Below are 20,066 nucleotides of genomic sequence, written 5' to 3' on the forward strand. Positions count from 1 at the left end.
ATTGCTCTACCCGTTTGCGGGTCGATCGGCCCGCCCTCGATGGGGAGGACCCATGCAGGACACCGGATCCACACTGCCGCGCCGCCAACTCGGCCGCTACCTGATGGACTGGCGCACCCGCGCCGGACTGAGCCTGACGCAGGCGGCGGTACTACTCGAGATGGGATCGACCAGTCTGTATCGGCTCGAACACGGACAGAACGGACGCGTGAATATCGCTCAGATCGAAGCGGCCTGTGAGTTGTACGCGGTACCCGAACATCACGCGGCCGCATTCGTCGGGCTGGCGCAACAGGCGAACGTGACGAGTTGGTGGCATGAGTTCGGCGATCTGATTCCAGAAGACTTCGACGTGTACCTGGGCCTGGAATCCGCTGCGCAGACTTTCATCTCGTACCACGCGGAACTGGTGCCCGGAATTTTGCAGACCGCCGACTACACGCGGGCGCTGATGCGTGCGGCGCGCCCCGACGAACCGGAGGCCGAGCGGGAACGGCGGGTACAGATGCGGCAGTACCGGCAGATGATCGTCACCCGGAAACGTCGTCCGGTCGAGGTCGATATCGTGCTGTACGAGGCCGCGCTGCGGCGCACCGTCGGTAGCCGCAAGACCATGTCCGTCCAGGCGCGACACCTGGCCGATATGAGTACGCGGCCGAACGTCACCATCAGAATTCTGCCCCTCGCAGCGGGCATCCCCGGAGCCTGCACCGGGCAGTTCACCATTCTGGAGTTCGGTACCAACGGCACCGGCCAGCCCACCGAACCACCAGTGGTTTACGTACCGAGTCTCACCGGCGGGCTCTATCTCGAGAAACCGCACGCTGTTCGTCGGTACCATGAGGCATACAACGCATTTCGGAACGCTGCGCTCGATGAGGTGGCAAGCAGGAGCCTGCTTCGGCAGGTAGCGAAGGAGCTTCAATCGTGACGACCGATTTATCCGACGCCCGCTGGTTCAAGAGCCGCCACAGCGATGCAGAAAGGGATTGCGTGGAGGTCGCCTTCCTGAACTCCGGCCTGGTCGGCCTTCGCGATTCCAAGAATCCGGGCAGCGGTGCGCTCGTTTTCGGTCCAGGCGAGTGGGATGCATTCACCACTGGATTGGCAGGCGGCAAGTTCGACCGTTGATCAACCGAGTGCTGGTCCTGGACAACATCTATCCAGGGCCGACACTCCGGTCTGGCCGACCAGTGATCGATCGAATGTTGCCGGATCAGGACGTTTGCGCGTCGCTCCGACCTCAGGCGTGCCATAGCGACAGGCGATTACTCCGTAGGTGCCAATGTGATTCGCAAGACGGCGATCAGCCGGGTCCCTGCGGAATGTCCTGCCCGGTCTTCGTAACCTGCTGCCCGGTGTCCTGATCGGTCTCGGTCAGGTTCGCGATCGACTTGGCTACGACCTGTTTGATCAGCTTGACTGTCTCGATATGTTCGAGAATCACCGCGTCGAGGGACTGGGGTGTTCCGCTGCCTTTGAGTGAGAACTTGTCACGCAACGCCTCGCCCGACGGAAACGTGCCGAAACCCTCTACGTTTGCGACGTTTCGTGCCTTCAGTAGCGCATCATCCAACTTGTCCAGATAGGTCTGGCATGCCGTGTCCAAGTTGGCGGCGACATCAGGATCCAATGCCAGCTCGCCTGCTTCGGCTCGACTCAGAAGGTTGCGCCACACTTGTGGGTCGACTCCACCGAGGTCGACGACGCCCATCGTCTATCTCCTACTTCTCGGGCAGATGGTCGGCAAGGTCAGCAGCGTGCCGATCGACCACTGTGCAGGGGTTCTCCTGCGCGCCCTTTGATGCGCGAGCCTGCACTTTGATCATGACCACACCTTGCTGGAGCTCGACTGCGGTCGCACATTCCAGATCCTTTGTGGCTCCGACTGGAACGTACTGTGTCGCTCGATGTGAACCAACGGTTTTAGGCGTGTAGCCCGTGAATGTCGGGCGAGCCTCCACTTCCGCCAGCGTTGGTGTGCCCGAGAAAATTGTCACGTCATACCAATTCGCTGTCGCACGCCACGTGCAGATTTCCCACCCGGCGTCGGTGAAGTCGGTCTCCGCGATACCGGACTCCTTGGACGCCGGGTCCAGCCCAGTTCCGCTGATCGCCGATTCCGGCAGTGCGCACGGATCCCACAGCTCCGCCTCTTCCGATGCTGCGGTAGTACTCGCCGCCGCACCATCGGTCCCCGCGCTCTGACTGCTCTCCGACCCGGTGGCACCCGCCTCCACCGGAGTCGGTGACCCATCGGTCGACCCCGAGCACCCGGCGAGCCCCAACGCCGCCACGGCGAGCATTGCGACGACCGGCCCTCGGCGAGCGCGACGGAACCTGCTGTTGTCCACGGACACATAGCCCCCTTCTGAACCCATACCGGCCGCTGAACCCCGCCAGGAACCGGGCGGTGGAGCCGATATATCCCTCAGCACGCTACCGCCCACCCTCACCCCCAACAACCTCGGCGGCGCGGCGTGGTCGTGCTCTCGTTTCGTGTCGATATCGAGGCCTCCCGAGATAGCAGAGAGCACTGCTCTTGACTTGGCGGCAAAGATATGCGACTGTTGTTCTCAACAGAGAGCGATGCTCACAAGGAGGCGGAGATGACCGGCAACAACGCGAACAACCGATACATCGGTCCGGGGCGGGGTGAGGCGACCATGAATCGGATCGCGAACCTGCTGCCCAAATTGGGGATCAGCGTCATGGGCTCGCGACTGCTCGCGGTGCGTGGGCGCAAGAGCGGTGAATGGCGCACGACGATGGTGAATGTGATGGATGCCGAGGGGGCGCGTTATCTGGTCGCGCCGCGTGGGCACACCCAGTGGGTGCGGAATCTGCGGGTGGCCGGTGGTGGTGAACTGCGGCTCGGGCGGAAGGTGGAGGCGTTCACCGTGAGCGAGGTCGACGATGCCGACAAGGTGCCGCTGCTGCGGCTGTACCTGAAGCGTTGGGGCTGGGAGGTCGGGCGCTTCTTCGACGGTGTCACCAAGGACTCCACCGACGCGGAGCTGGCCGCGGTCGCTCCGGGCTTCCCGGTGTTCCGTATCGCCTGATCAGCGGCGCACCAGGAATTCGATGGCGGCGGCGTAACCGAATACGCCCATGCCCGCGATCACCGCGGTCGCGATGGGGGAGATGAAGGAGTGGTGCCGGAACTCCTCGCGGGCATGCACATTGCTCACGTGCACCTCGACGATCGGCACCTCGGGAATCACCAGCGCATCGCGCAGGGCCACCGAGGTGTGGGTGAGCCCGCCGGGATTGATCACGATTCCCGATACGGCCCCGCGCGCCTGATGGATCCGATCGATCAGGGCGCCCTCGGAGTTCGACTGGTATGCCTGCACCTCGCGGCCGAGTCCGGTGGCGGTGCGGGTGCACAGTTCCACCACGTCGTCGAGCGTGTCCGAGCCGTAGATCTCGGGCTGGCGAACGCCGAGCATGTTCAGGTTCGGTCCGTTCAGCACCAGGATCGGCAGGTTCGGCGCGGCGGTTTCGGGCATGCGGGCAACCTTACCGATCGGGTCGATGGGCACCCCGGCGATTGGCCGCGGACCCGGCCGGGTATCTATGGAGAAACGCCGAGTTCGGTGGTATCTGCACACCGGGTGTCGTCTGCCGGTACGGTAGCGGCGCCGGTTGTCTTCGCACCATCGGCCGAGGTTGGTGAACGCCTTCGGAGAAGGGAGGGATCGGGCACAATTGGAATCGTTGTGTACGGGTGGCTCTCCCGGCTCGGGGGGCGCCGCAAACAGGGATTTTTCAGGTACGGTGTTCTTGTTACTGGAGTGACAAGAGTGAAGAGTGGGCGACATGGATGTGTGGGGATCCCGCCGCTTTCGCTTCCGGGGCGCACTGGCCCTCACGGGGGTGGCGGCTCTGGTATTCGCGATGGGATCGTGTGGTTTAGGTGAGCAGCCGAATGAACCCGAGGCTGTGGTCGAACGCTTTACCGAGCTGCTCGACGACCATGACTACGCGGCCGCCGCGGAGCTGACGTCGTACCCCACTGCGGCCTCGGCAACCCTCAAGCAAATGTTCGAGGGCCTGGAATCGGGCGAAGTCGACTACGAGAAGACCCAATTCATCGGGCTCGATCCCGCGTCGGGCATGTTCAGCATGGACGTCGACTGGAACTTCGGCGAGGGCAAGGACTGGAGCTACAGCATCGAAGGCTCGGTGCGCAAGCTCGCCATCGGCTGGCGGATCTCCTGGGACCCCGCGATCGTCATGCCGCAGCTGAGCCACAGCCGCGACGTCAAACTGGTGCGGACCACCCCGAATCCACCACCGCGCGTGGTGGACATCGTCGGCGAGCCGCTGATGGCCGAGCAGACGATCAATGTGATCAAACTGGACCCGGCCCTCATGCCCGATCCGGTCGCCTCGACCAATGCCCTTGCCGCCGCGATCGAACCGGTCGCCTCGCTGATCACGGGCCCGTCGCTGATGCAGGACCTGGCCGCCTCGCAGGGCAAACCGATCGTCGCGGTCAGCCTGCGCGACGGCGACTTCAACATCCTCGAACCGTTGATGGCGCCCATCCCCGGTGTGGTGATGGAGAAGCATCCGCGGCTCATCTCCCTCGACCGCCGGGTGCGCTCGCCGATGCTCGACGCGCTGAACGAGGTGTGGAAGGACAGCCAGCAGGCGCACTCCGGATGGGGCGTCCAACTGTTCGAGAAGGACGGCCGCTTCATCACCCAGCTGGCCGGTGAACAGGGTCCGGCGGGCCCGGATATCGCCTCGACCATGGACCAGAAGTTGCAACGTGCCGCCGAGGACGCCGTGGTGAGCGTGGCCTCACCGGCCACACTCGTCGCGATACAGCCGTCGAGCGGCGCGGTGGTTGCGGTCGCCCAGAACGGTTACGCCAGCGCGCATGGACCGGTGGCGTTCACCGGTCTGTACCCGATCGGCGGGAATATCGAGCTGTTCCGCTCCGTCGCGGCCATCACCAAAGGCAAGGCGCCGCAGGACGTATCCGTGCAGGAAGCGGCCGAGGCCGCCTCGATGCTCGGGGTCGGCGTCGACTTCCGGGTGCCTGGACTGGACGAGGTCACCGGACGGCTGGCGATCTCGGGTCGCAGCGCCGAGCAGGTCAGGCAGGGCGGCGGTGCGGATGCGGTGCTGGCGAGCCCGTTCGGGATGGCGATCGCGGCCGCGACCATCGCGCGCGGTTCGGTGCCGCCGCCGATGATCGAGCGTGGCCGCCCGGCCGAGACCGACGCCCAGCTCGGACCGCTGGCCGCCCCGGTCACCGATCGGCTGCGGACGATGATGCGCGACGGTATGAACGATCCACGGCTGGACAAGCTGCGGGTCTATCGCGATGTCACCGGGTTCACCGCCACTGCGGGAGCCGACGGCTGGTTGATCGCCACCATGGGTGATCTGGCCTTCGCCGTCCACATCGACAATGTCGACAGTGGTGACGCGGTGGCGCGCATGGCCGCCCGGATGTTCCAGTCCTTCACCACACCCGAACCCTGATCGGTCGGAAGTCGGCCTGATCAGTTGATCGCGGTGATGGCCGCGCGCCAGCCGAGCAGGAACAACGCGAGCACACCGGACGCCACCAGCATGAAGCTGAACGCGGTGCCCTGACCGCTGAACGAACGCAGCAGCATGCCGCCGCCGAGGGTGCCGAGCCAGACCAGCACGCCGGTGGGCCACAGGGCCGTGCCGTCGAAGCGGGCGCCCTCGCCGTACATCCGGCTCGCCGCGGCCAGCGCCACCAGCCAGCCGACCGCCAACCCGATCGCGAACGGCCATACCGTCCGCAACAATCCGGCGAGCACCGCCTCGTCGTGACTTTGCCGTCCGATCGCGCAGAACAGGATCACCAGCAGGGCATCGACCACCAAAGGCACGAAAATCCTCACGCGGGTCAGCTTAGTGTTTGTTTCAACAACATCCCCGCGACACCACGGCTACACGGTGCGGCGCTGCTCGAATTCCTTTTCGTATTCCGCGTCATCGGCCTGTTTGGTGCGGAAAAGGAACGCGAAAACGATCCAGCCGATGATCGCCACCAGAATGAAACTCACCAACCGGTAGACGAATGCGGCGGCGACGGCCTGTGCGGCGGGCAGGCCAGCGGCGGCGGTGAGACCGTAGATCAGGGTCGCGTCGACGTAGACGATGCCGCCGGGCGCGAACGGAATGGAACCGACGGCTTTACCGGCGGCGAAAGCGATCAGCAGACCCGCCCATTTCGGATCGCCGCCCACCGCATAACAGGCGGCGCCGAGACAGGCGACATCGGCGAATCGGTGCACCAGCGCCCATCCGGCCACCCACGCGCCATCGCGTTTGCCGAGGTCGACCGACTCCAATTGGGCCAGCATGTCGGTGACGTCGGCCATGCCGTGATCGGCCGGTTGTTTACGCACCCGGTTCACCAGCGCCAGACCCTTGCGCAGCACCAGTTCCAGTGCACCGGGATTGCTGGAGATGTAATTGCCCGCCCATACGAGGGCGACGATGGCGGCCACCGTGACGATCAGCTTGACCGGCCCCACCCGGTTACCGACCAGCAGCGCACCGCCCACCCCGAGCAGCGCAAGGCCCGCCGCCGCCACCACACCGGAAAACACCAGCTGCCAGGACGCGACCACCGGGCTTGCGCCCCAGCGGCGGGTCTGCCGGTAGGTGAAGGCGGTGGAGAAGACCTGACCGGCGGGCAGCGTCACCGACATCGCGGTCGCGCCATAGACGACGGCTACCGATTTACGCTGACCGACCTCGACGCCACCGGCATTGAGCAGCTGTTTCTGCACCCGTCCGAAACCGCTCATCGACATCGCCTGGAATGCGATGCACAGCGCCACCCAACCCCAATGGATTTCGGTGAGGGTGCGCCACGATTCGTGCAAACGCGGCCACAGATAGATGGCCTCGCCGATCAGCAATGCGAGCAACGCCACACCGGCAACCCATTTCAGCCACCGGAATTTTCGCCGATTCGGCGCGACAGCGGCCGCGGGCGATGCATGATCACCTGCTGGAGCACCGTTGGCCGTCACGCGGTCAGCCTAACGAACGCACCTGTTCTTCGTCTGCATCGTCGGTCGCCTCGGCGCCGTTCTTCGGCCAGGCCAATCTGGTTTTCCTGCGGCGCCCGCGCAGCTGTACCTCGTCGCCGCTCACCCAAAACTCTTGCTCACTTTCATCGGCGAAATACAGCGCGGAGCCCGAGGCGAGCACCCGACCGGGCTGGTCTTTGGCCAGCTCGGTCAATCGCGACGCCTCGTTGACCGGATCTCCGATGACCGTGTATTCGAAACGGTTGGCCGCACCGATATTCCCCGCGACGGCCAGACCGGCCGATACGCCGATACCGATATCGAGGCCGTTCACCTCGCGCAGCGCTTCACGCAATTCCCTGGCCGCGGCGAGGGCGGCGCCCGGTGCGTCCGGGCGGTCCAGCGGCGCACCGAAAATTGCCAGCGCGGCATCACCGACGAACTTGTTGACGAATCCGTGGTGCCGATCGATGACGTCCACCACGACCCGGAAGAACTCGTTGAGCAGGCTCACCACCTCGGTGGGCGGGCGTTCGGCGGCGGTGGCGGTGGAGCCGACCATATCCACGAACAGCACGGCGACGAAACGCGTCTCACCACCGAGTTCGGTGCCGTAGTCGAGGGCGCGCTGGGCCACCTCGGCGCCGACGTGCTGGCCGAACAGCTCCTGGAGCTGCTGACGCTTGGCAGCCTCCTCCATCATGCGGTTGAAGCCCACTTGGAGCAGCCCGATCTCACTGCCGTCGAAAACCTCGACCTGCACATCACGCGCGCCCGCCTGCACCCGGTCGATGGCCTGGCTGAGCTGGCGCACCGGATCGGAGATGCTGGAGGCGGTGAGCATGGACAGCGCGAGCGCCTGCATGATCACCACACCGCACAGCAGCAGGATCGACACCGCCAGCGACTGTGCCGAGAACTTGATATCGGAGGAGATCTGGGTGACGCACAGCAGCACGATCGCAATGGTCGGCGCGAAGGTGCCCATACCCCAGGTCATGGCCATTCTGGTGCCGACACCGGGGGTGAGGGTCTGATCGAAGGTCCCGGCGGTGAGCGCTTCGGCGGCGACGGGGCGCAGGATGCGCTCGCCGAGCATGTAGGTGAAACCGAACACGATGGTCGCGGCCATACATTCGGTGACGATCACCGCACCGGCCAGTTCGGGTGTGTCGACGATGATCAACGAGGCCAGCACCGCGCCGCCGACCAGCCATAACGCCAGGTGCAGGATCGCCTGACGCAGCGGGGCGTGCAGTGCGGCCATCTGCTCTTGCCGGCTCGGCGGACCACCGCGGACCTGCCAGCGCATCACCGGTCGCAGCATCCACGCCGAGGCGACTACGCTGAGCAGGCCGCCGATCGCGAAGACCAGCGCCGGAATCAGCAGGCCGACCCGGCGCGGGCCGCCGAGTTCGCCCTCGGGCACCGGCAGACCGTATTGGATGAACGCCCACACCAGCACCGCACCGAAGGCATTCGCCAGCAACATCGAGGCCAGGTACAGCGGCCAGCGCGTATGCATGGTCTGTTTGACCGCTTCCAAGGGCGCTGACACGATCACCAATCTAGCGTTTCGAACATCTATCCTCTGCGCGGTGGGGTTGCGCGGATAAGCTCGGCAAGGTGACCGAGCCGAAGTCAGGTTCCGCGGGATCGACGCCGGAGACGGCGGCACAGCGGGAGGGGAGAGCGTCGGCGGCAGCCGATGCGGTGCATCCGATCGTTCGGGTGAGCGCGGAGTGGGCGTGGCGGTTACTCGTCATCTTCGCGCTGATCGCGGTGCTCGCCATGGTGGTGCAACGCCTGGCGACGGTGGTGATCCCGCTGGCCATCGCACTGCTGGCGGCCGCGCTGCTTGCGCCGCTGGTGGACTGGATGCAACGGTTGGGGATCGCGCGCTCGGTCGGCGTGTTCGTGGTGCTCGCCGGATCGCTCGGGCTGGTGGCCGGAATCCTCACCTTCGTCGTCGAACAGTTCGTCGAGGGCGTACCGCAGCTGACCGATCAGTTCACCAACAGCATCAAAGAGGTCCAGGACTGGCTGATCAACGGGCCGATCCACCTCAGCGAGGACCAGATCCGCAGCGCGGGCGACACCGCGGTCAAGACCATCCAGTCCAATCAGGACGAGCTGACCAGTGGCGCGCTGACCACCGCGACGGTGATCGGGCACATCCTCACCGGCACCTTCCTCACCCTGTTCATCCTCATCTTCTTCCTCTACGGCGGCGATCAGATCTGGCGCTTCGTCACCCGGATCGTGCCGACGCCGCATCGGCAGCGGGTGCGCACTGCCGGTGAACTCGGCTTCGGATCGCTGGTCGGGTTCGTGCGCGCCACGGTGGCGGTGGCGGCGGTCGACGCCATCGGTATCGGCGCTGGGCTGGCGATTCTCGGGGTGCCGCTGGCGCTGCCGCTGGCCTCGCTGGTGTTCGTGGGCGCGTTCATCCCGATCATCGGCGCGTTTCTGGCCGGGTTCGTCGCGGTGTTCATCGCGCTGGTCACCAAAGGCCTGGTGACGGCGCTGATCGTGCTGGGCATCATCATCGCGGTGATGCAGCTCGAAGGCCATGTGTTGCAGCCGCTGCTGCTCGGCCGGGCGGTGAGCATCCATCCGCTGGCGGTGGTGCTGGCGATCACCGCTGGCGTGGTGCTCGGCGGAATCGCGGGCGGTCTGCTCGCCGTGCCGTTTGTCGCGGTGATGAACACCGCGATCAGATCGCTGCTCACCGACGATCCGGAGGAGCTGCTGGAGGAACTGCACACCGACGAGGAACGCGGCCGCCTGTACTCGGCTGAACCCGATGAGGCCGAGCCGGGCCGATTCGACGTCGCTGCCATGCTGGCGGAGGCGCAGCGCAAACTCGGCTCGGGGAGGTCCGGTCACGCCAAGCTGCGCGAGTCCGCCGGGCCCGGATCGACGGTCGATGATGTCGGGACAGCCGATGATGCGACCTCCGACGATTGACCTGAACCCGGCCGACACCGCGACCGCGCCGCTGTGGCGGGCGGCGCAGGCGTTTCGGCTGGTGACGCTGCTGTACGCGGTCGGTCAGCAGATCGCCTCGGTGCCCTACTACCAGAACCAGCGGCTGAGCTGGGTGTTGATCGCGGTGATGGCGGTCTGGTCCGGTGTCTCGGCGATCATGTTGTCGCAGTGGCATTTCCCCGATGCGATCCGGCTGCGCGGCTGGGTGGTGCTCGGCGACCACGTGGTGGTGATCGCGCTGATGGCCTCGACCCGCTTGGTCGCCGATTACGGCTGGTACCACGGCCATCAGACCCTGCCGACCACGCTGTGGGCGACCAATGCGGTGATCTCGGCGGCGATCCTGCGCGGACCGCTGTTCGGCGTGCTGTCGGGGGTGCTGATCGCCGCCACCAGCATCACCGTGCGGGACCAGTGGGGGCAGGACGTGTGGACCGATGCCACCGCGCCGGTCCTGGTGTCGGTGGGGCTCGCGCTCGGCCTCGCCGCCAACACCGCACGCGCCGCGCAACGGCAGCTCGAGCGTGCCGTGCGGTTGACGGCGGCGACCGAGGAACGCGAACGGCTCGCCCGGCAGGTGCACGATGGGGTGCTGCAAGTGCTCAGCTACATCAAACGGCGCGGTACCGAGATCGGCGGACCCACCGAAGAACTCGCGCGGCGCGCGGGCGAGCAGGAGGTTGCGCTGCGCGTGTTGATCTCCGAACAGGGCGCTCGCGCAGACGAGGGCGGGGCGGAGGTGGATCTGCGGCCGCTGCTCACCGAGAACGCCACCCCGACGGTCTTCGTCTCGACACCGGGCGATCCGGTGCCGGTCGGACGCTGGGCGGCGAACGAGATCGCGGCCGCCGTCGCCACCGCGCTGTCGAATGTCGGACTGCATGCCGGCGCGGACGCGAAAGCCTATGTGCTGCTGGAAGACACCGGCGACGAGCTGATCATCAGCGTGCGCGACGACGGTGTCGGCATCGCGCCCGGCCGGTTGGCCGAGGCCGAACGCGAAGGGCGGATGGGGGTTTCACGCTCCATCGTCGGCCGGATCGCGGCACTCGGCGGCACCGCCGAGCTGTTGACCGAGGAGACCGGCGGTGTCGGCTTCGGCACCGAATGGGAGATCCGGGTGCCACGTGGATGAGCATCGGGACGAGGGAGGTAGCGAATGAGCGGGGACGCGATCACCGTGATGGTGGTGGACGATCACCCGATGTGGCGCGACGGCGTCTCGCGTGATCTGACCGAGGCCGGGTTCCAGGTCGTCGCCACCGCCGACGGTGTCGGAGCCGCGACCAGGCGCGCGACGGCCGTGCGTCCCGATGTGGTGCTGATGGATATGCAGTTGCCCGACGGAAATGGCGCACAGGCCACCGCCGAGGTGCTGCGGGTGTCACCGGACAGCCGGGTGCTGGTGCTGTCGGCCTCGGCCGAACGCGATGATGTGCTCGACGCGATCAAGGCGGGCGCCACCGGATACCTGGTCAAGAGCGCGTCATCGGCGGAACTGCTCGAGGCCGTACGTGCCACCGCGGCCGGTCAGGCGGTGTTCACGCCGGGGCTGGCCGGGCTGGTACTCGGCGAATACCGGCGCATCGCCACCACGCCCGCCGATCCGGCGACGCCGCCGCGGCCCGCACTCACCGAACGTGAGACGGAGGTGCTGCGGATGGTGGCGAAGGGGCTGTCGGCCAAACAGATCGCCTCCCGGTTGGGGTTGTCGCATCGCACCGTGGAAAACCATGTGCAGGCGACCCTGCGGAAGTTGCAGCTGGCGAACCGGGTCGAACTGACCAGGTACGCGATCGAGCAGGGGCTCGAGTAGAGCGGGCGGAGATCGTCCTCGGCCAGCCGCTCTTGCTGCTACTCCCGCTGGAGTTGCTCGCGGCTGGGCGTGCATCCGGTCACCGATCGGGCGTCGACGCCGGAATTCGGGTCGTCGCGAGATCGCGCCTACGACTTCGGGAGGATGCGCTGGGGCGTCGGAATCGGGGATCGCCCCGATGCCGAGTCGGGCGATTCCTCGGTAATCTCGGACGCATGGGCGGCCCCGATTCGGATTCTTCACCTCTCGGCTCCGGCGGTCCGGTGGGTGATCGCGACCTGCGGGTCTCCGATGCCGAACGCGAGCACGTCGGTCAGCTGCTGCAACGCGCCGTCGGGCTCGGCATGCTCTCGCTGGGGGAGTTCACCGAGCGGATGGACACCGCGCTGGCCGCCAAGACCCGCGGCGAACTGAACTCCGTGCTCATCGACCTGCCCGGCGTCCGGCTGGTCGGCCAACCCGCCGCACCGTCCACGCCGTTCGTGAACGCGCCGCGCCCACTCTCGGAGCCCACCGCGCCGACCCACGTCCCGATACCGCAGCATCCGAGCAATGTCATCCGTGGTCGGTTGTCCACGCTGAGCAGACGCGGTCCCTGGCAGGTGGCTCCGGTGCTGCACGCCAACAATGTGCTCTCCACCGTGACCCTGGATTTCACCGAGGCCATCATGTCCACCCAGATCGTGGAACTGCACGTCGACGACTACGCCAGCACCCTCACCCTGATCGTCCCCAGCGAAGCCACCGTCGACCTCAACGGCATCGAACTGGTCGGCTCGAGCACCAACAACAAGGTCCGCACCGGCCCACCCATCGGCCGCCTCCACCTCATCGTCCACGGCCGCACCCGCTTCGGCTCCGTCACCGCCAAACACCCGTTCATGTCGAACTGGCGCAAACTCATGGGGTTCTGAGGGGCGCATCGGATGGCCGACCTCGCTGCGGGGTTGCTCGGTGGCGCTGTTCCGGGCAGATCCCGACGCTGTGGCCGAGAGCTGAGTCGCGATCGGCGGGACGGGAGCCCGCGTCGGCGTCACACTGGCCGATAGGCGGCGCACCTGCGGATTCGGGTAGATATTTGGGTGCGGACGGGGGTTTCTACTCATGTTCGCGGATGCTCGGCGGACGAGCATCGACGGTATGAGTACAGCTATTGATCCAGTGCTGATCTCGCGGTTGTCGGGGGAGTTCGAGGCGCTCGGCGATCAGATGTGGGCTATGGGGCGCGACCTGGAGCTGTTGCGGGTTCAGGTCGCGGCGGAGGGGGTTTCGGGCGACCGGGCTGCCCGGAGTGGGGCAGATACCGAACCCGTATCGGAACCTGCGCCGGGGCCGGAGGAAACGGATGCCGGACCGAGCCGAGGCCGAGCGGCGGCGGATGGAGGCGGGATCGCGGCCTCGGCGGTGCATGTCGCGGCGGCGGATATGGGTCGGGCGGGGGCAGGCGCTCCCGCCGCCGGAGTGCAACCCGCCGAATCCGGGCTCACCCACGGCGGTGCTGGTGAGACTGTCGAAGCGGGTGCAGGACCGACTGCCGGAGCGGCCCCGCCGCCGAGCGGGGCTCCGGGCGAAGCAGCGCGGGCGAACGCTTCCGGCGCTTACGCAACCACTGGTGGGCAGTATGACGACTCTGGGCGTGCTCCCTCGTCCAGCGCACCAGGTCAGGCTCCCCGCGCTGGTGCGATGCCCGCGCCGGGACTGTTCGCGCAGCCGGTCGGCGCCGCTGGTCCGCAGCCGCAGTACCCACCGCCCGCCGGGCAGTTCGTTCAGCCCGGTGCGTGGGCGGGTCGGGGCGCCGGGGTGCCTTATGGTCTGCCGCCGGGTGGGCGGGGGTGGGGTGTGCCGGTGGGGGCCGCGTGGCGTCCGCCGCAGGTGCCGAAGCGGACGCCGTGGTGGCAGCAGGATGGGGTGATCAGCCGGATTCTGGCGGTGGCCGGGGTCGGGGTGACGTTGATCGGCGTCGTCATGTTGCTGGTGCTCGCGGCGCAGGCGGGGTTCTTCGGGCCGGTGCCGCGAGTCGCTACCGGTATCGCGTTCTCGGCTGCGCTGGTCGCCGCAGGAGCGCGGGTGTACGGACGCAGCGGTGGACAGGTCGGCGGGATCGCGTTGGCGGCCACCGGGATCGCGGGTGGGTATCTGAATGTGGTCGGTGTGACGACCGTGTACGAATGGTTGCCGTCGGTCGCCGGGCTCGCGTCGGCTTCGGCGGTCGCGGCCGGTGGGGTATGGCTGGCGATGCGGTGGAATTCGCAGACCCTCGCGGTACTGGTGGTGGCCGGTGCGGCGGTGCTGTCGCCGGTGCTGACCGTGGAACTGGCACTGCTCGGATTCCTGATCGTATTGCAAACTGCCTGTGTGCCGGTGCAATTGGTGCGTGACTGGCCGATCCTGCACATCATCCGAACCGCGCCCGCCGTACTGGCCGCGCTGGCGGCGATCGCCGTAGCCACCTTCGAATCCCCCGAGCGTGCGCGGCTTTATTGGCTGCTCACGGCGGCGGTCGCCATCGCGGTGGTCGGGTTGGTCGGCGCGGTGCTCGCGGTGCGTAAACGCCAGGGGGACATCACCGCCACCGTCACCCTGGCGATGGCTGCCACCCCGCTGCTGGCCGTGCCAGTGATGTTCGAACGGCATACCTCGGTGCTCATCGCGGCGGTCTTCGCTGCGGTACTGCTCGCTGTCGCGGCAACGGCGGTCCTGCCGAATCAGCGGATGCGCCGGTTCATTCCGCCGCATACCGCGATCGCGGCGGCCGTCGCCGGATCGTTCGCCCTGCTCGAGGCGTGCGTCGGCGCGACCAGGGTGCAGACGTTGCCGATCGCGCTGTTGCTGGTCGCGCTCGGCTTCTTCGGCGTCGCCGGACAGCTGCGCAACCCGGTGGCCGCTGGTATCGGCGCGATGTTCGCGGTGCTCGGCGCACTGGTGTTCCTCGACAGTGCGTCACCGGAAACCCTTGCCGTGCAACGGTTCGCCGAAGCGCAGCTCGGCATCCCGACACTGCTGGCCGCACTGCTCGCGCTCGCCGTCGCGGTCGCGGGGGTGTGGGCCGTGCGCAGGCTGCCCGGTATCGGCGGTGATATCGCGGACGCGGTGCTGTGGGTCACCGGGAGCCTCGCCGGGCTGTACGCGGTGACCGCGGCGACGGTGTCGATCGGTGTCGCCACCGGCGCGCGCGACGGATTCCTCATCGGCCACAGCGCCGCCACCATCGCCTGGATGGTCGCGGCGACGGGCTCGCTGCTCTACGGTCTGCGCAACCTGGCGGGCTCGCCCGCCGTGGCCAAACTGGCCCTCGGCTCCGGCCTGCTGGTCACCGCGGCGGCCCTGGCGAAGCTGTTCCTGTTCGATCTGGCCACGCTCGACGGCCTGGTCCGAGTGGCGGCATTCCTGATCGTCGGCGTTCTGCTGCTGGTGGCGGGCACCCGCTATGCGCGCGCATTCGCCGATGCGGGCAGTCAGAACCCGCCGACGTCGTAGCGACGCACCTACTCGCTGTCGCGCCGCCGCAGCAACTCGTTCACGCTGACCGTCCGCCCATCACCGGAATGGTGCCGCCCCTGGTCCGGCGGCGGTGTGCGACGCCTGGAGGAGCGGAGTTCGGCCATCCAGTTCTCGATGCTGCTGCGGCTGTCCTCGCCGGAGTCGGCCTCGGGTTCCGGTGTCTCGGTCGAATCCGGCTGCTGGGCAGGTGCTTCCGTGGTCGGCGCCTCGTCGGCCGGAGCCGGGTCGGGCTCGGCCACCGGAGTCGGGTCGGGCCCGGCCCCTGGAGTGGAGACGCGTGGCAGCAGCGGGCGCGGTGCCGTGTGGTGGGGTGCCGCGGCTGCGGAATCCGGATGCGGCGCGGGGGATTCGGTCTCACCGAAGGGATCGAAAGTCGCATCCGTCGACTCGATTCCGAACGGATCCCGGTGCGGGCGAGCCGATTCCGCCGACGGTCCGTCCGAAGGAGCCCCGAACGACGCGGGATTCGGATGCGGGCGCGTCGGATCGGCGGGCCTGAACGGTGCTTGCGCACCCGGACCGGCAGTGTGCCCAGTGCCCGCGTCGTGGTGCGGTGGGAGACCGCGCGATCCGGTGTCGGCTCCCGTCTCTGCGCTCGGCGGCGGAACGACACGCGCGGAGCCGAGCTGTTGTCCCGCAGGAGGTTCGGGTGGTGCGAACCGCAAGGTGGATCCGCCCGGCTGAGTCGGGTTGCCGGTCTCGCCGCCCACCGATTCCGATTCCGGCGGCGTCGCCTGAGCCGCCCGCGGCCGGGTCGGATCGGGCGGGACGGGCATCGGAATGTGCTGGGTGGACGATGCACCCGGCGCCCGTTTCATTTCCGGCGGAAGGGCATCCAGCCGCTGGGTGGGCGCTTCGGCCTCGATCTCCTCCACGGTGCGCGGCCGCCGCGGCGTCTTGCGCTGCTGGCTCTCCGGCATGGCGGGCATCTGCATGGTCACCGGATCGGTGATCGGCGTGGTCTTCACCAGGTCGACGACCTCGCCGCCGGTCGGCCGCTCATCGTCGAGGATGGGCTCACCGAGGCCGATCTTCTCCTGGATGCGCTTCATCCAGGCGGGCGCCCACCAGCAATCGTCGCCGAGCAGCTTCATGGTGGCCGGCACCAGCAGCATGCGCAGGATGGTGGCGTCGATGAACAGTGCCGCGATCATGCCGTAGGCGATGTACTGCATCATCACCAGATCGGAGAACGCGAACGCGCCCGTCACGACCAGCAGGATCAAGGCGGCCGCGGTGATGATGCGGCCGGTATGCGCGGTACCTATTCGGACCGCCTCGGTGGTGGAGGCGCCCTGTGCGCGCGCCTCGACCATGCGTGAGAGCAGGAAGACCTCGTAGTCGGTGGACAGACCGTAGACCACGGCGATGATCAGCACCAGCACCGGCGACATGATCGGTTGCGGTGTGAAGTTCAGCAGGTCGGCACCGTGGCCGTCGACGAATATCCAGGTCAGGATGCCGAGGGTGGAGCCGAGACCGAGCGCGCTCATCAATGCCGCCTTGATGGGCAGCACGAGCGAGCCGAACGTCAGGAACATCAGCAGGGTCGTGACGAACAGCACCAGCGCGATCATCAACGGCATGCGATCGACCAGTGCGTCGATACTGTCCATGGTGAACGCGGGTTGGCCGCCGACGAGCAGGGTGACGTCGTCGGGGATTTCCATCGCCCGCAGGTATTCGATGGTCGGCCGATAGTCCTCGGAGTCCGTCAGCGTCACGGTCGTCCGGTAGACGTCGGTCTGCTCGGTGGACCGGGCCGGCACCTCGAACTTGCCCGCGAGCCCCGGCGCCTCACTGGCCTGTTTCCAGACCTGGCCGACGGAATTGCTGTTGTCGGAGATCATGATCAGCTGCACCGGATCGGATTTGCGCAGCGGGAAGATCTCGTCGAAGTTCTGCTGCGCCATCCGGGTCGGGTTGTCCGGCGGCAGATAGCGCTCGTTGATCCCACCGAACTCCAGGTTCTTGACCGGGATGATCAACAGCAGCAGCAGGATGCTGATCGGGATGGCGATCTTGAGCGGATGCTTCATCACCCAGCGGGTCGAGCGGCCCCAGAAACCGTTCTCGACCTCCTCGGCGGTCTTGGTCTTGCGGAACCACTTGAGCCCGAACTTGTCGACCCGCGGTCCGAGGATGCCGAGCATGGCCGGCAGCAGGGTGATCGAGGTCAGCGCGGCCAGCGAGACCGTCGCGATGGTGCCGTAGGCCACCGATTTCAGGAAGCCCTGCGGGAACAGCAGCATGCCGCCGAGGCTGGCGATGATCATGGTCGCGGAGAACACCACGGTGCGGCCCGCGGTCATCACCGAGCGTCTGACCGCCGCCGGGGTGTCGTAGCCCTCCGCCAATTCCTCACGGAACCGGCTGACTATGAACAGGCCGTAGTCGATCGCCAGACCGAGACCGATCATCGAGACGACATTGGAGACGAAGGAGTTGACGTCGGTGAAGTTGGTCAACGCCATGACGATGCCATTGGCGCCGATCACGGTGAGGCCGCCGACGATCAGCGGCAGCGCGGCGGCCACGATACCGCCGAAGATGAAGAACAGCAGGACGGCGACGGCCGGAATGGCCAGCACCTCCATGCGTTTGGAGTCGCTGGCGATGGTGTCGTTGAGCGTGCCAGCGACCGCTTGCAGGCCCGCGACCTGCACATCGATGCCCTCGATATAGAAGACGTCCTTCACCGCGCGGAAATTGCGCACCATATCGGTGTCGTTGTCGCCGACGATGGCGATCGAGGCGAAGGTGTGCTTACCGTCTTTGGATCCGAACAGACTCGGCTGTGCCGGACCGGTTTCGGTGGCCCAGTAGGCGCCGTTGACCTTGGCGATCTGCTCGGGATGCTCCCGCGGCAGCCGGTTCAGGCTGTCGATGATCTTGCTGCTGAACGCGGGGTCCTGGATGGTGGTGCCCTCGGGCGCGGTGTACAGCACGATCACATCGCTGGTGTGATCGCGGCCGTAGGCCGAGTCGGAGATACGCGCCGCCGCGGCCGATTCCGAGGTGGGGTCGTCCCATCCGCTGTTGCTCAAATGGTCGCCGAGTCCGAGACCGTAGCCACCGAGCGCCAGTAGTGCGGCCACGACGACACCGATGACGGCGAAACGTAGTCGGTAGACCAGATCGCCCCAGCGGGTGAACACTAAGCGACTCCTTGTGCGGGGCGAGAGGTGAGCAGCGCCGACAGCGGCCGGAACGGCTGAAGCCAGGCACCCTCGTCGGGCAGCGAGTCGAGGCTAACCCGTGGCAGCGGTTCGCGGAACACACCGGGAATGTCCTCGAGATCGACGAACTCGAGGGTATCGGATGTGACCGCCCAGCTCGCGTGCTCACGGAAGCCGAGGATCGAGACGGGGACACCGTCGGCCGCGATCTGCTCGAGCGGTTCGCGGAAGGCCTGTCCATCGGCCGAGGCGACCATGATGCCCGCGAGCCCGGCGCCGCGACGGCGCATCGCGATATGGGCGAGCATATCGGCGTCGACATCGGAATCTTCGTCGATCTTGGGTTTGGCGAAGACGGCGTAACCCACATTGCGCAGCGCCTCCACCCACGGCCGCACCACATCGGCGGTGCCGGGCGCGATATTGGTGAACACCGTCGCCTCGGGTTCGACGCGCTGACCGGCGCCGACCGACAGCTCGGCGGTGCGCGAGAGCAACCAGCGGCCGAGCGCGTCGAAGCGGGGGCGGTAGGCGGCGGTCGGGCGGCCACCGAGGATGGCGCCGAGCCCCATATCGAGGTTGGGGGCGTCCCATACCAACAGCACCCGGCGCACGTCCGAACTGTCGGCTCCGCGCACCCCGGCGGCAACCTCGTCCGCTGCGGGTGCCATCTCACTGACGCTCATCATTCGATCTTCCCCCATATGAACTCGGTGATGGCGCTTCCGGCGCGATGGGCCTTGCCCTCGAACTTGGTGATCGGCCGTTCGAAACCGATCGGCGCGCTGTCGCGATGTTCGGCGCTGACCCCGCCGGTGGTCTCGTTCAGGCCGGTCAGCAGTGGTTCGGCGGCGCCGACCTCGGCGATGTGTTCGGCATAACCCGCATGGTCGGTCGCGACATGCAACACACCGCCCGGTCGCAGCCGGTTCGCGATCAGCGCGAGTGTCGCGGGCTGTAGCAGTCTGCGTTTGTGATGTCTGGCCTTGGGCCACGGATCGGGGAAGAACACGCGCACGCCGGTCAGCGACTGTTCGGCAATCATGTTCTCCAGCACGTCGACGGCATCGCCGCGCAGCAGTCGGATGTTGTCGATCTGCTCCCGCTCGACCGCCTGCACCAGCTGGGCCAGGCCCGGCTGATAGACCTCGATGCCGATCAGGTTCAGATGCGGTTCGGCCTGCGCCATCGCCGCCGTCGCGGTACCGGTGCCACAGCCGATCTCGATGACCAGCGGGGCGCTGCGGCCGAACCAGGCGTCGGCGTCGAGCGCTTCGTCGGCCACGTCGCGGCCGATCACCGGCCAGGTGCGGTCCCAGGATTTCTGCTGGTTGGGGGTCAGCGCGCCGCGCCGGGACCGGAAGCTGGTCACCCGGGGGTACAGGCGGGACCCGGTCTTCGACCGCCGACCGGCATCAGCGGGAGCCGAAGCTGTGGACGGTGGGACCGGAACGGACTCGTCTGTAGGGTTCACGGCGTCGTTCACACGTCCATTGTCCAGCATCGGGTGTTCTACGGCGCAGGCGACCGCGTGGTTACCCG

The 20,066-nt window shown here is 67.1% G+C and carries 18 protein-coding genes; 9 read left to right on the plus strand and 9 right to left on the minus strand.

What is annotated here, in order from left to right; genetic code table 11:
* The first annotated feature begins 52 nt into the window (after positions 1-52).
* A complete protein-coding gene (locus QH168_RS07595) occupies positions 53-931 on the plus strand; it encodes a helix-turn-helix domain-containing protein (protein WP_280233798.1) in 879 nt (292 codons plus the stop codon).
* A complete protein-coding gene (locus tag QH168_RS07600; protein ID WP_280233799.1) occupies positions 928-1,131 on the plus strand; it encodes a DUF397 domain-containing protein in 204 nt (67 codons plus the stop codon). Before QH168_RS07595 ends, QH168_RS07600 begins: the two co-directional genes overlap by 4 nt.
* A gap of 175 nt (positions 1,132-1,306) precedes the next feature.
* On the opposite strand, the gene QH168_RS07605 is transcribed toward QH168_RS07600, so the two are convergent.
* Both QH168_RS07605 and QH168_RS27685 read right to left on the minus strand, forming a co-directional pair.
* A complete protein-coding gene (locus tag QH168_RS07605; protein WP_280233800.1) occupies positions 1,307-1,714 on the minus strand; it encodes a hypothetical protein in 408 nt (135 codons plus the stop codon).
* Positions 1,715-1,724: 10 nt separating this feature from the next.
* Complete coding sequence (locus QH168_RS27685) at positions 1,725-2,381, minus strand: DUF3558 domain-containing protein (protein WP_432421059.1); 657 nt, start codon at positions 2,379-2,381, stop codon at positions 1,725-1,727.
* A gap of 228 nt (positions 2,382-2,609) precedes the next feature.
* Here QH168_RS27685 and QH168_RS07610 point away from each other — a divergent pair, with 228 nt between their 5' ends.
* Positions 2,610-3,062: a nitroreductase family deazaflavin-dependent oxidoreductase gene (locus tag QH168_RS07610; RefSeq protein WP_280233801.1), complete on the plus strand. Its 453-nt coding sequence runs from the start codon at positions 2,610-2,612 to the stop codon at positions 3,060-3,062.
* Here the strand turns inward: QH168_RS07610 and aroQ are convergent, their stop codons facing one another.
* Positions 3,063-3,512, minus strand: a complete 450-nt coding sequence (gene aroQ / locus QH168_RS07615; RefSeq protein ID WP_280233802.1) for a type II 3-dehydroquinate dehydratase — start codon at positions 3,510-3,512, stop codon at positions 3,063-3,065.
* Positions 3,513-3,945: 433 nt separating this feature from the next.
* On the opposite strand from aroQ, the gene QH168_RS07620 reads away from it, so the two are divergent.
* The gene (locus QH168_RS07620; RefSeq protein ID WP_280233803.1) at positions 3,946-5,502 is read left to right on the plus strand and encodes an NTF2-like N-terminal transpeptidase domain-containing protein; all 1,557 of its coding nucleotides are present in this window, start codon (positions 3,946-3,948) and stop codon (positions 5,500-5,502) included.
* A 20-nt stretch (positions 5,503-5,522) separates the two neighbouring features.
* Here the strand turns inward: QH168_RS07620 and QH168_RS07625 are convergent, their stop codons facing one another.
* From QH168_RS07625 to QH168_RS07635, 3 genes are read right to left on the minus strand one after another with little or no spacing between them, the layout of a single operon-like run.
* Positions 5,523-5,894 carry a DUF3054 domain-containing protein gene (locus tag QH168_RS07625; RefSeq protein ID WP_280233805.1) on the minus strand — a complete coding sequence of 124 codons (372 nt, stop codon included), beginning with the start codon at positions 5,892-5,894 and terminating at the stop codon, positions 5,523-5,525.
* A 48-nt stretch (positions 5,895-5,942) separates the two neighbouring features.
* A complete protein-coding gene (locus QH168_RS07630) occupies positions 5,943-7,037 on the minus strand; it encodes a lysylphosphatidylglycerol synthase transmembrane domain-containing protein (RefSeq protein WP_280233806.1) in 1,095 nt (364 codons plus the stop codon).
* 4 nt (positions 7,038-7,041) lie between these two features.
* The gene (locus QH168_RS07635; protein ID WP_280233945.1) at positions 7,042-8,562 is read right to left on the minus strand and encodes an adenylate/guanylate cyclase domain-containing protein; all 1,521 of its coding nucleotides are present in this window, start codon (positions 8,560-8,562) and stop codon (positions 7,042-7,044) included.
* A 188-nt stretch (positions 8,563-8,750) separates the two neighbouring features.
* On the opposite strand from QH168_RS07635, the gene QH168_RS07640 reads away from it, so the two are divergent.
* The 5 genes from QH168_RS07640 (at position 8,751) to QH168_RS07660 (ending at position 15,321) form a co-directional block, all read left to right on the plus strand.
* A complete protein-coding gene (locus tag QH168_RS07640; protein WP_280233946.1) occupies positions 8,751-10,007 on the plus strand; it encodes an AI-2E family transporter in 1,257 nt (418 codons plus the stop codon).
* A complete protein-coding gene (macS, locus tag QH168_RS07645) occupies positions 9,985-11,163 on the plus strand; it encodes a MacS family sensor histidine kinase (protein ID WP_432421056.1) in 1,179 nt (392 codons plus the stop codon). Before QH168_RS07640 ends, macS begins: the two co-directional genes overlap by 23 nt.
* A 24-nt stretch (positions 11,164-11,187) precedes the next feature.
* Complete coding sequence (locus tag QH168_RS07650) at positions 11,188-11,844, plus strand: response regulator transcription factor (protein WP_280233807.1); 657 nt, start codon at positions 11,188-11,190, stop codon at positions 11,842-11,844.
* A 263-nt stretch (positions 11,845-12,107) separates the two neighbouring features.
* Positions 12,108-12,758: a DUF1707 SHOCT-like domain-containing protein gene (locus QH168_RS07655; RefSeq protein WP_280233948.1), complete on the plus strand. Its 651-nt coding sequence runs from the start codon at positions 12,108-12,110 to the stop codon at positions 12,756-12,758.
* Positions 12,759-13,527: 769 nt separating this feature from the next.
* Positions 13,528-15,321, plus strand: a complete 1,794-nt coding sequence (locus QH168_RS07660) for a DUF2339 domain-containing protein (protein WP_280233808.1) — start codon at positions 13,528-13,530, stop codon at positions 15,319-15,321.
* An 8-nt stretch (positions 15,322-15,329) separates the two neighbouring features.
* Here QH168_RS07660 and QH168_RS07665 read toward each other — a convergent pair whose 3' ends face one another.
* From QH168_RS07665 to trmB, 3 genes are read right to left on the minus strand one after another with little or no spacing between them, the layout of a single operon-like run.
* Positions 15,330-18,503 (minus strand): MMPL family transporter, encoded by a 3,174-nt coding sequence (locus tag QH168_RS07665; protein WP_280233809.1) that lies wholly within the window; start codon positions 18,501-18,503, stop codon positions 15,330-15,332.
* Entirely contained in the window at positions 18,503-19,210 is a 708-nt protein-coding gene (locus tag QH168_RS07670) for an NYN domain-containing protein (RefSeq protein ID WP_432421057.1), read from the minus strand. Before QH168_RS07670 ends, QH168_RS07665 begins: the two co-directional genes overlap by 1 nt.
* On the minus strand, positions 19,210-20,028 hold the full coding sequence (trmB, locus tag QH168_RS07675) for a tRNA (guanosine(46)-N7)-methyltransferase TrmB (RefSeq protein WP_280233810.1): 819 nt from the start codon (positions 20,026-20,028) through the stop codon (positions 19,210-19,212). Before trmB ends, QH168_RS07670 begins: the two co-directional genes overlap by 1 nt.
* Positions 20,029-20,066: the final 38 nt, after the last annotated feature.

Source organism: Nocardia cyriacigeorgica, from assembly GCF_029868385.1.
GTDB classification, from domain to species: domain Bacteria; phylum Actinomycetota; class Actinomycetes; order Mycobacteriales; family Mycobacteriaceae; genus Nocardia; species Nocardia cyriacigeorgica_F.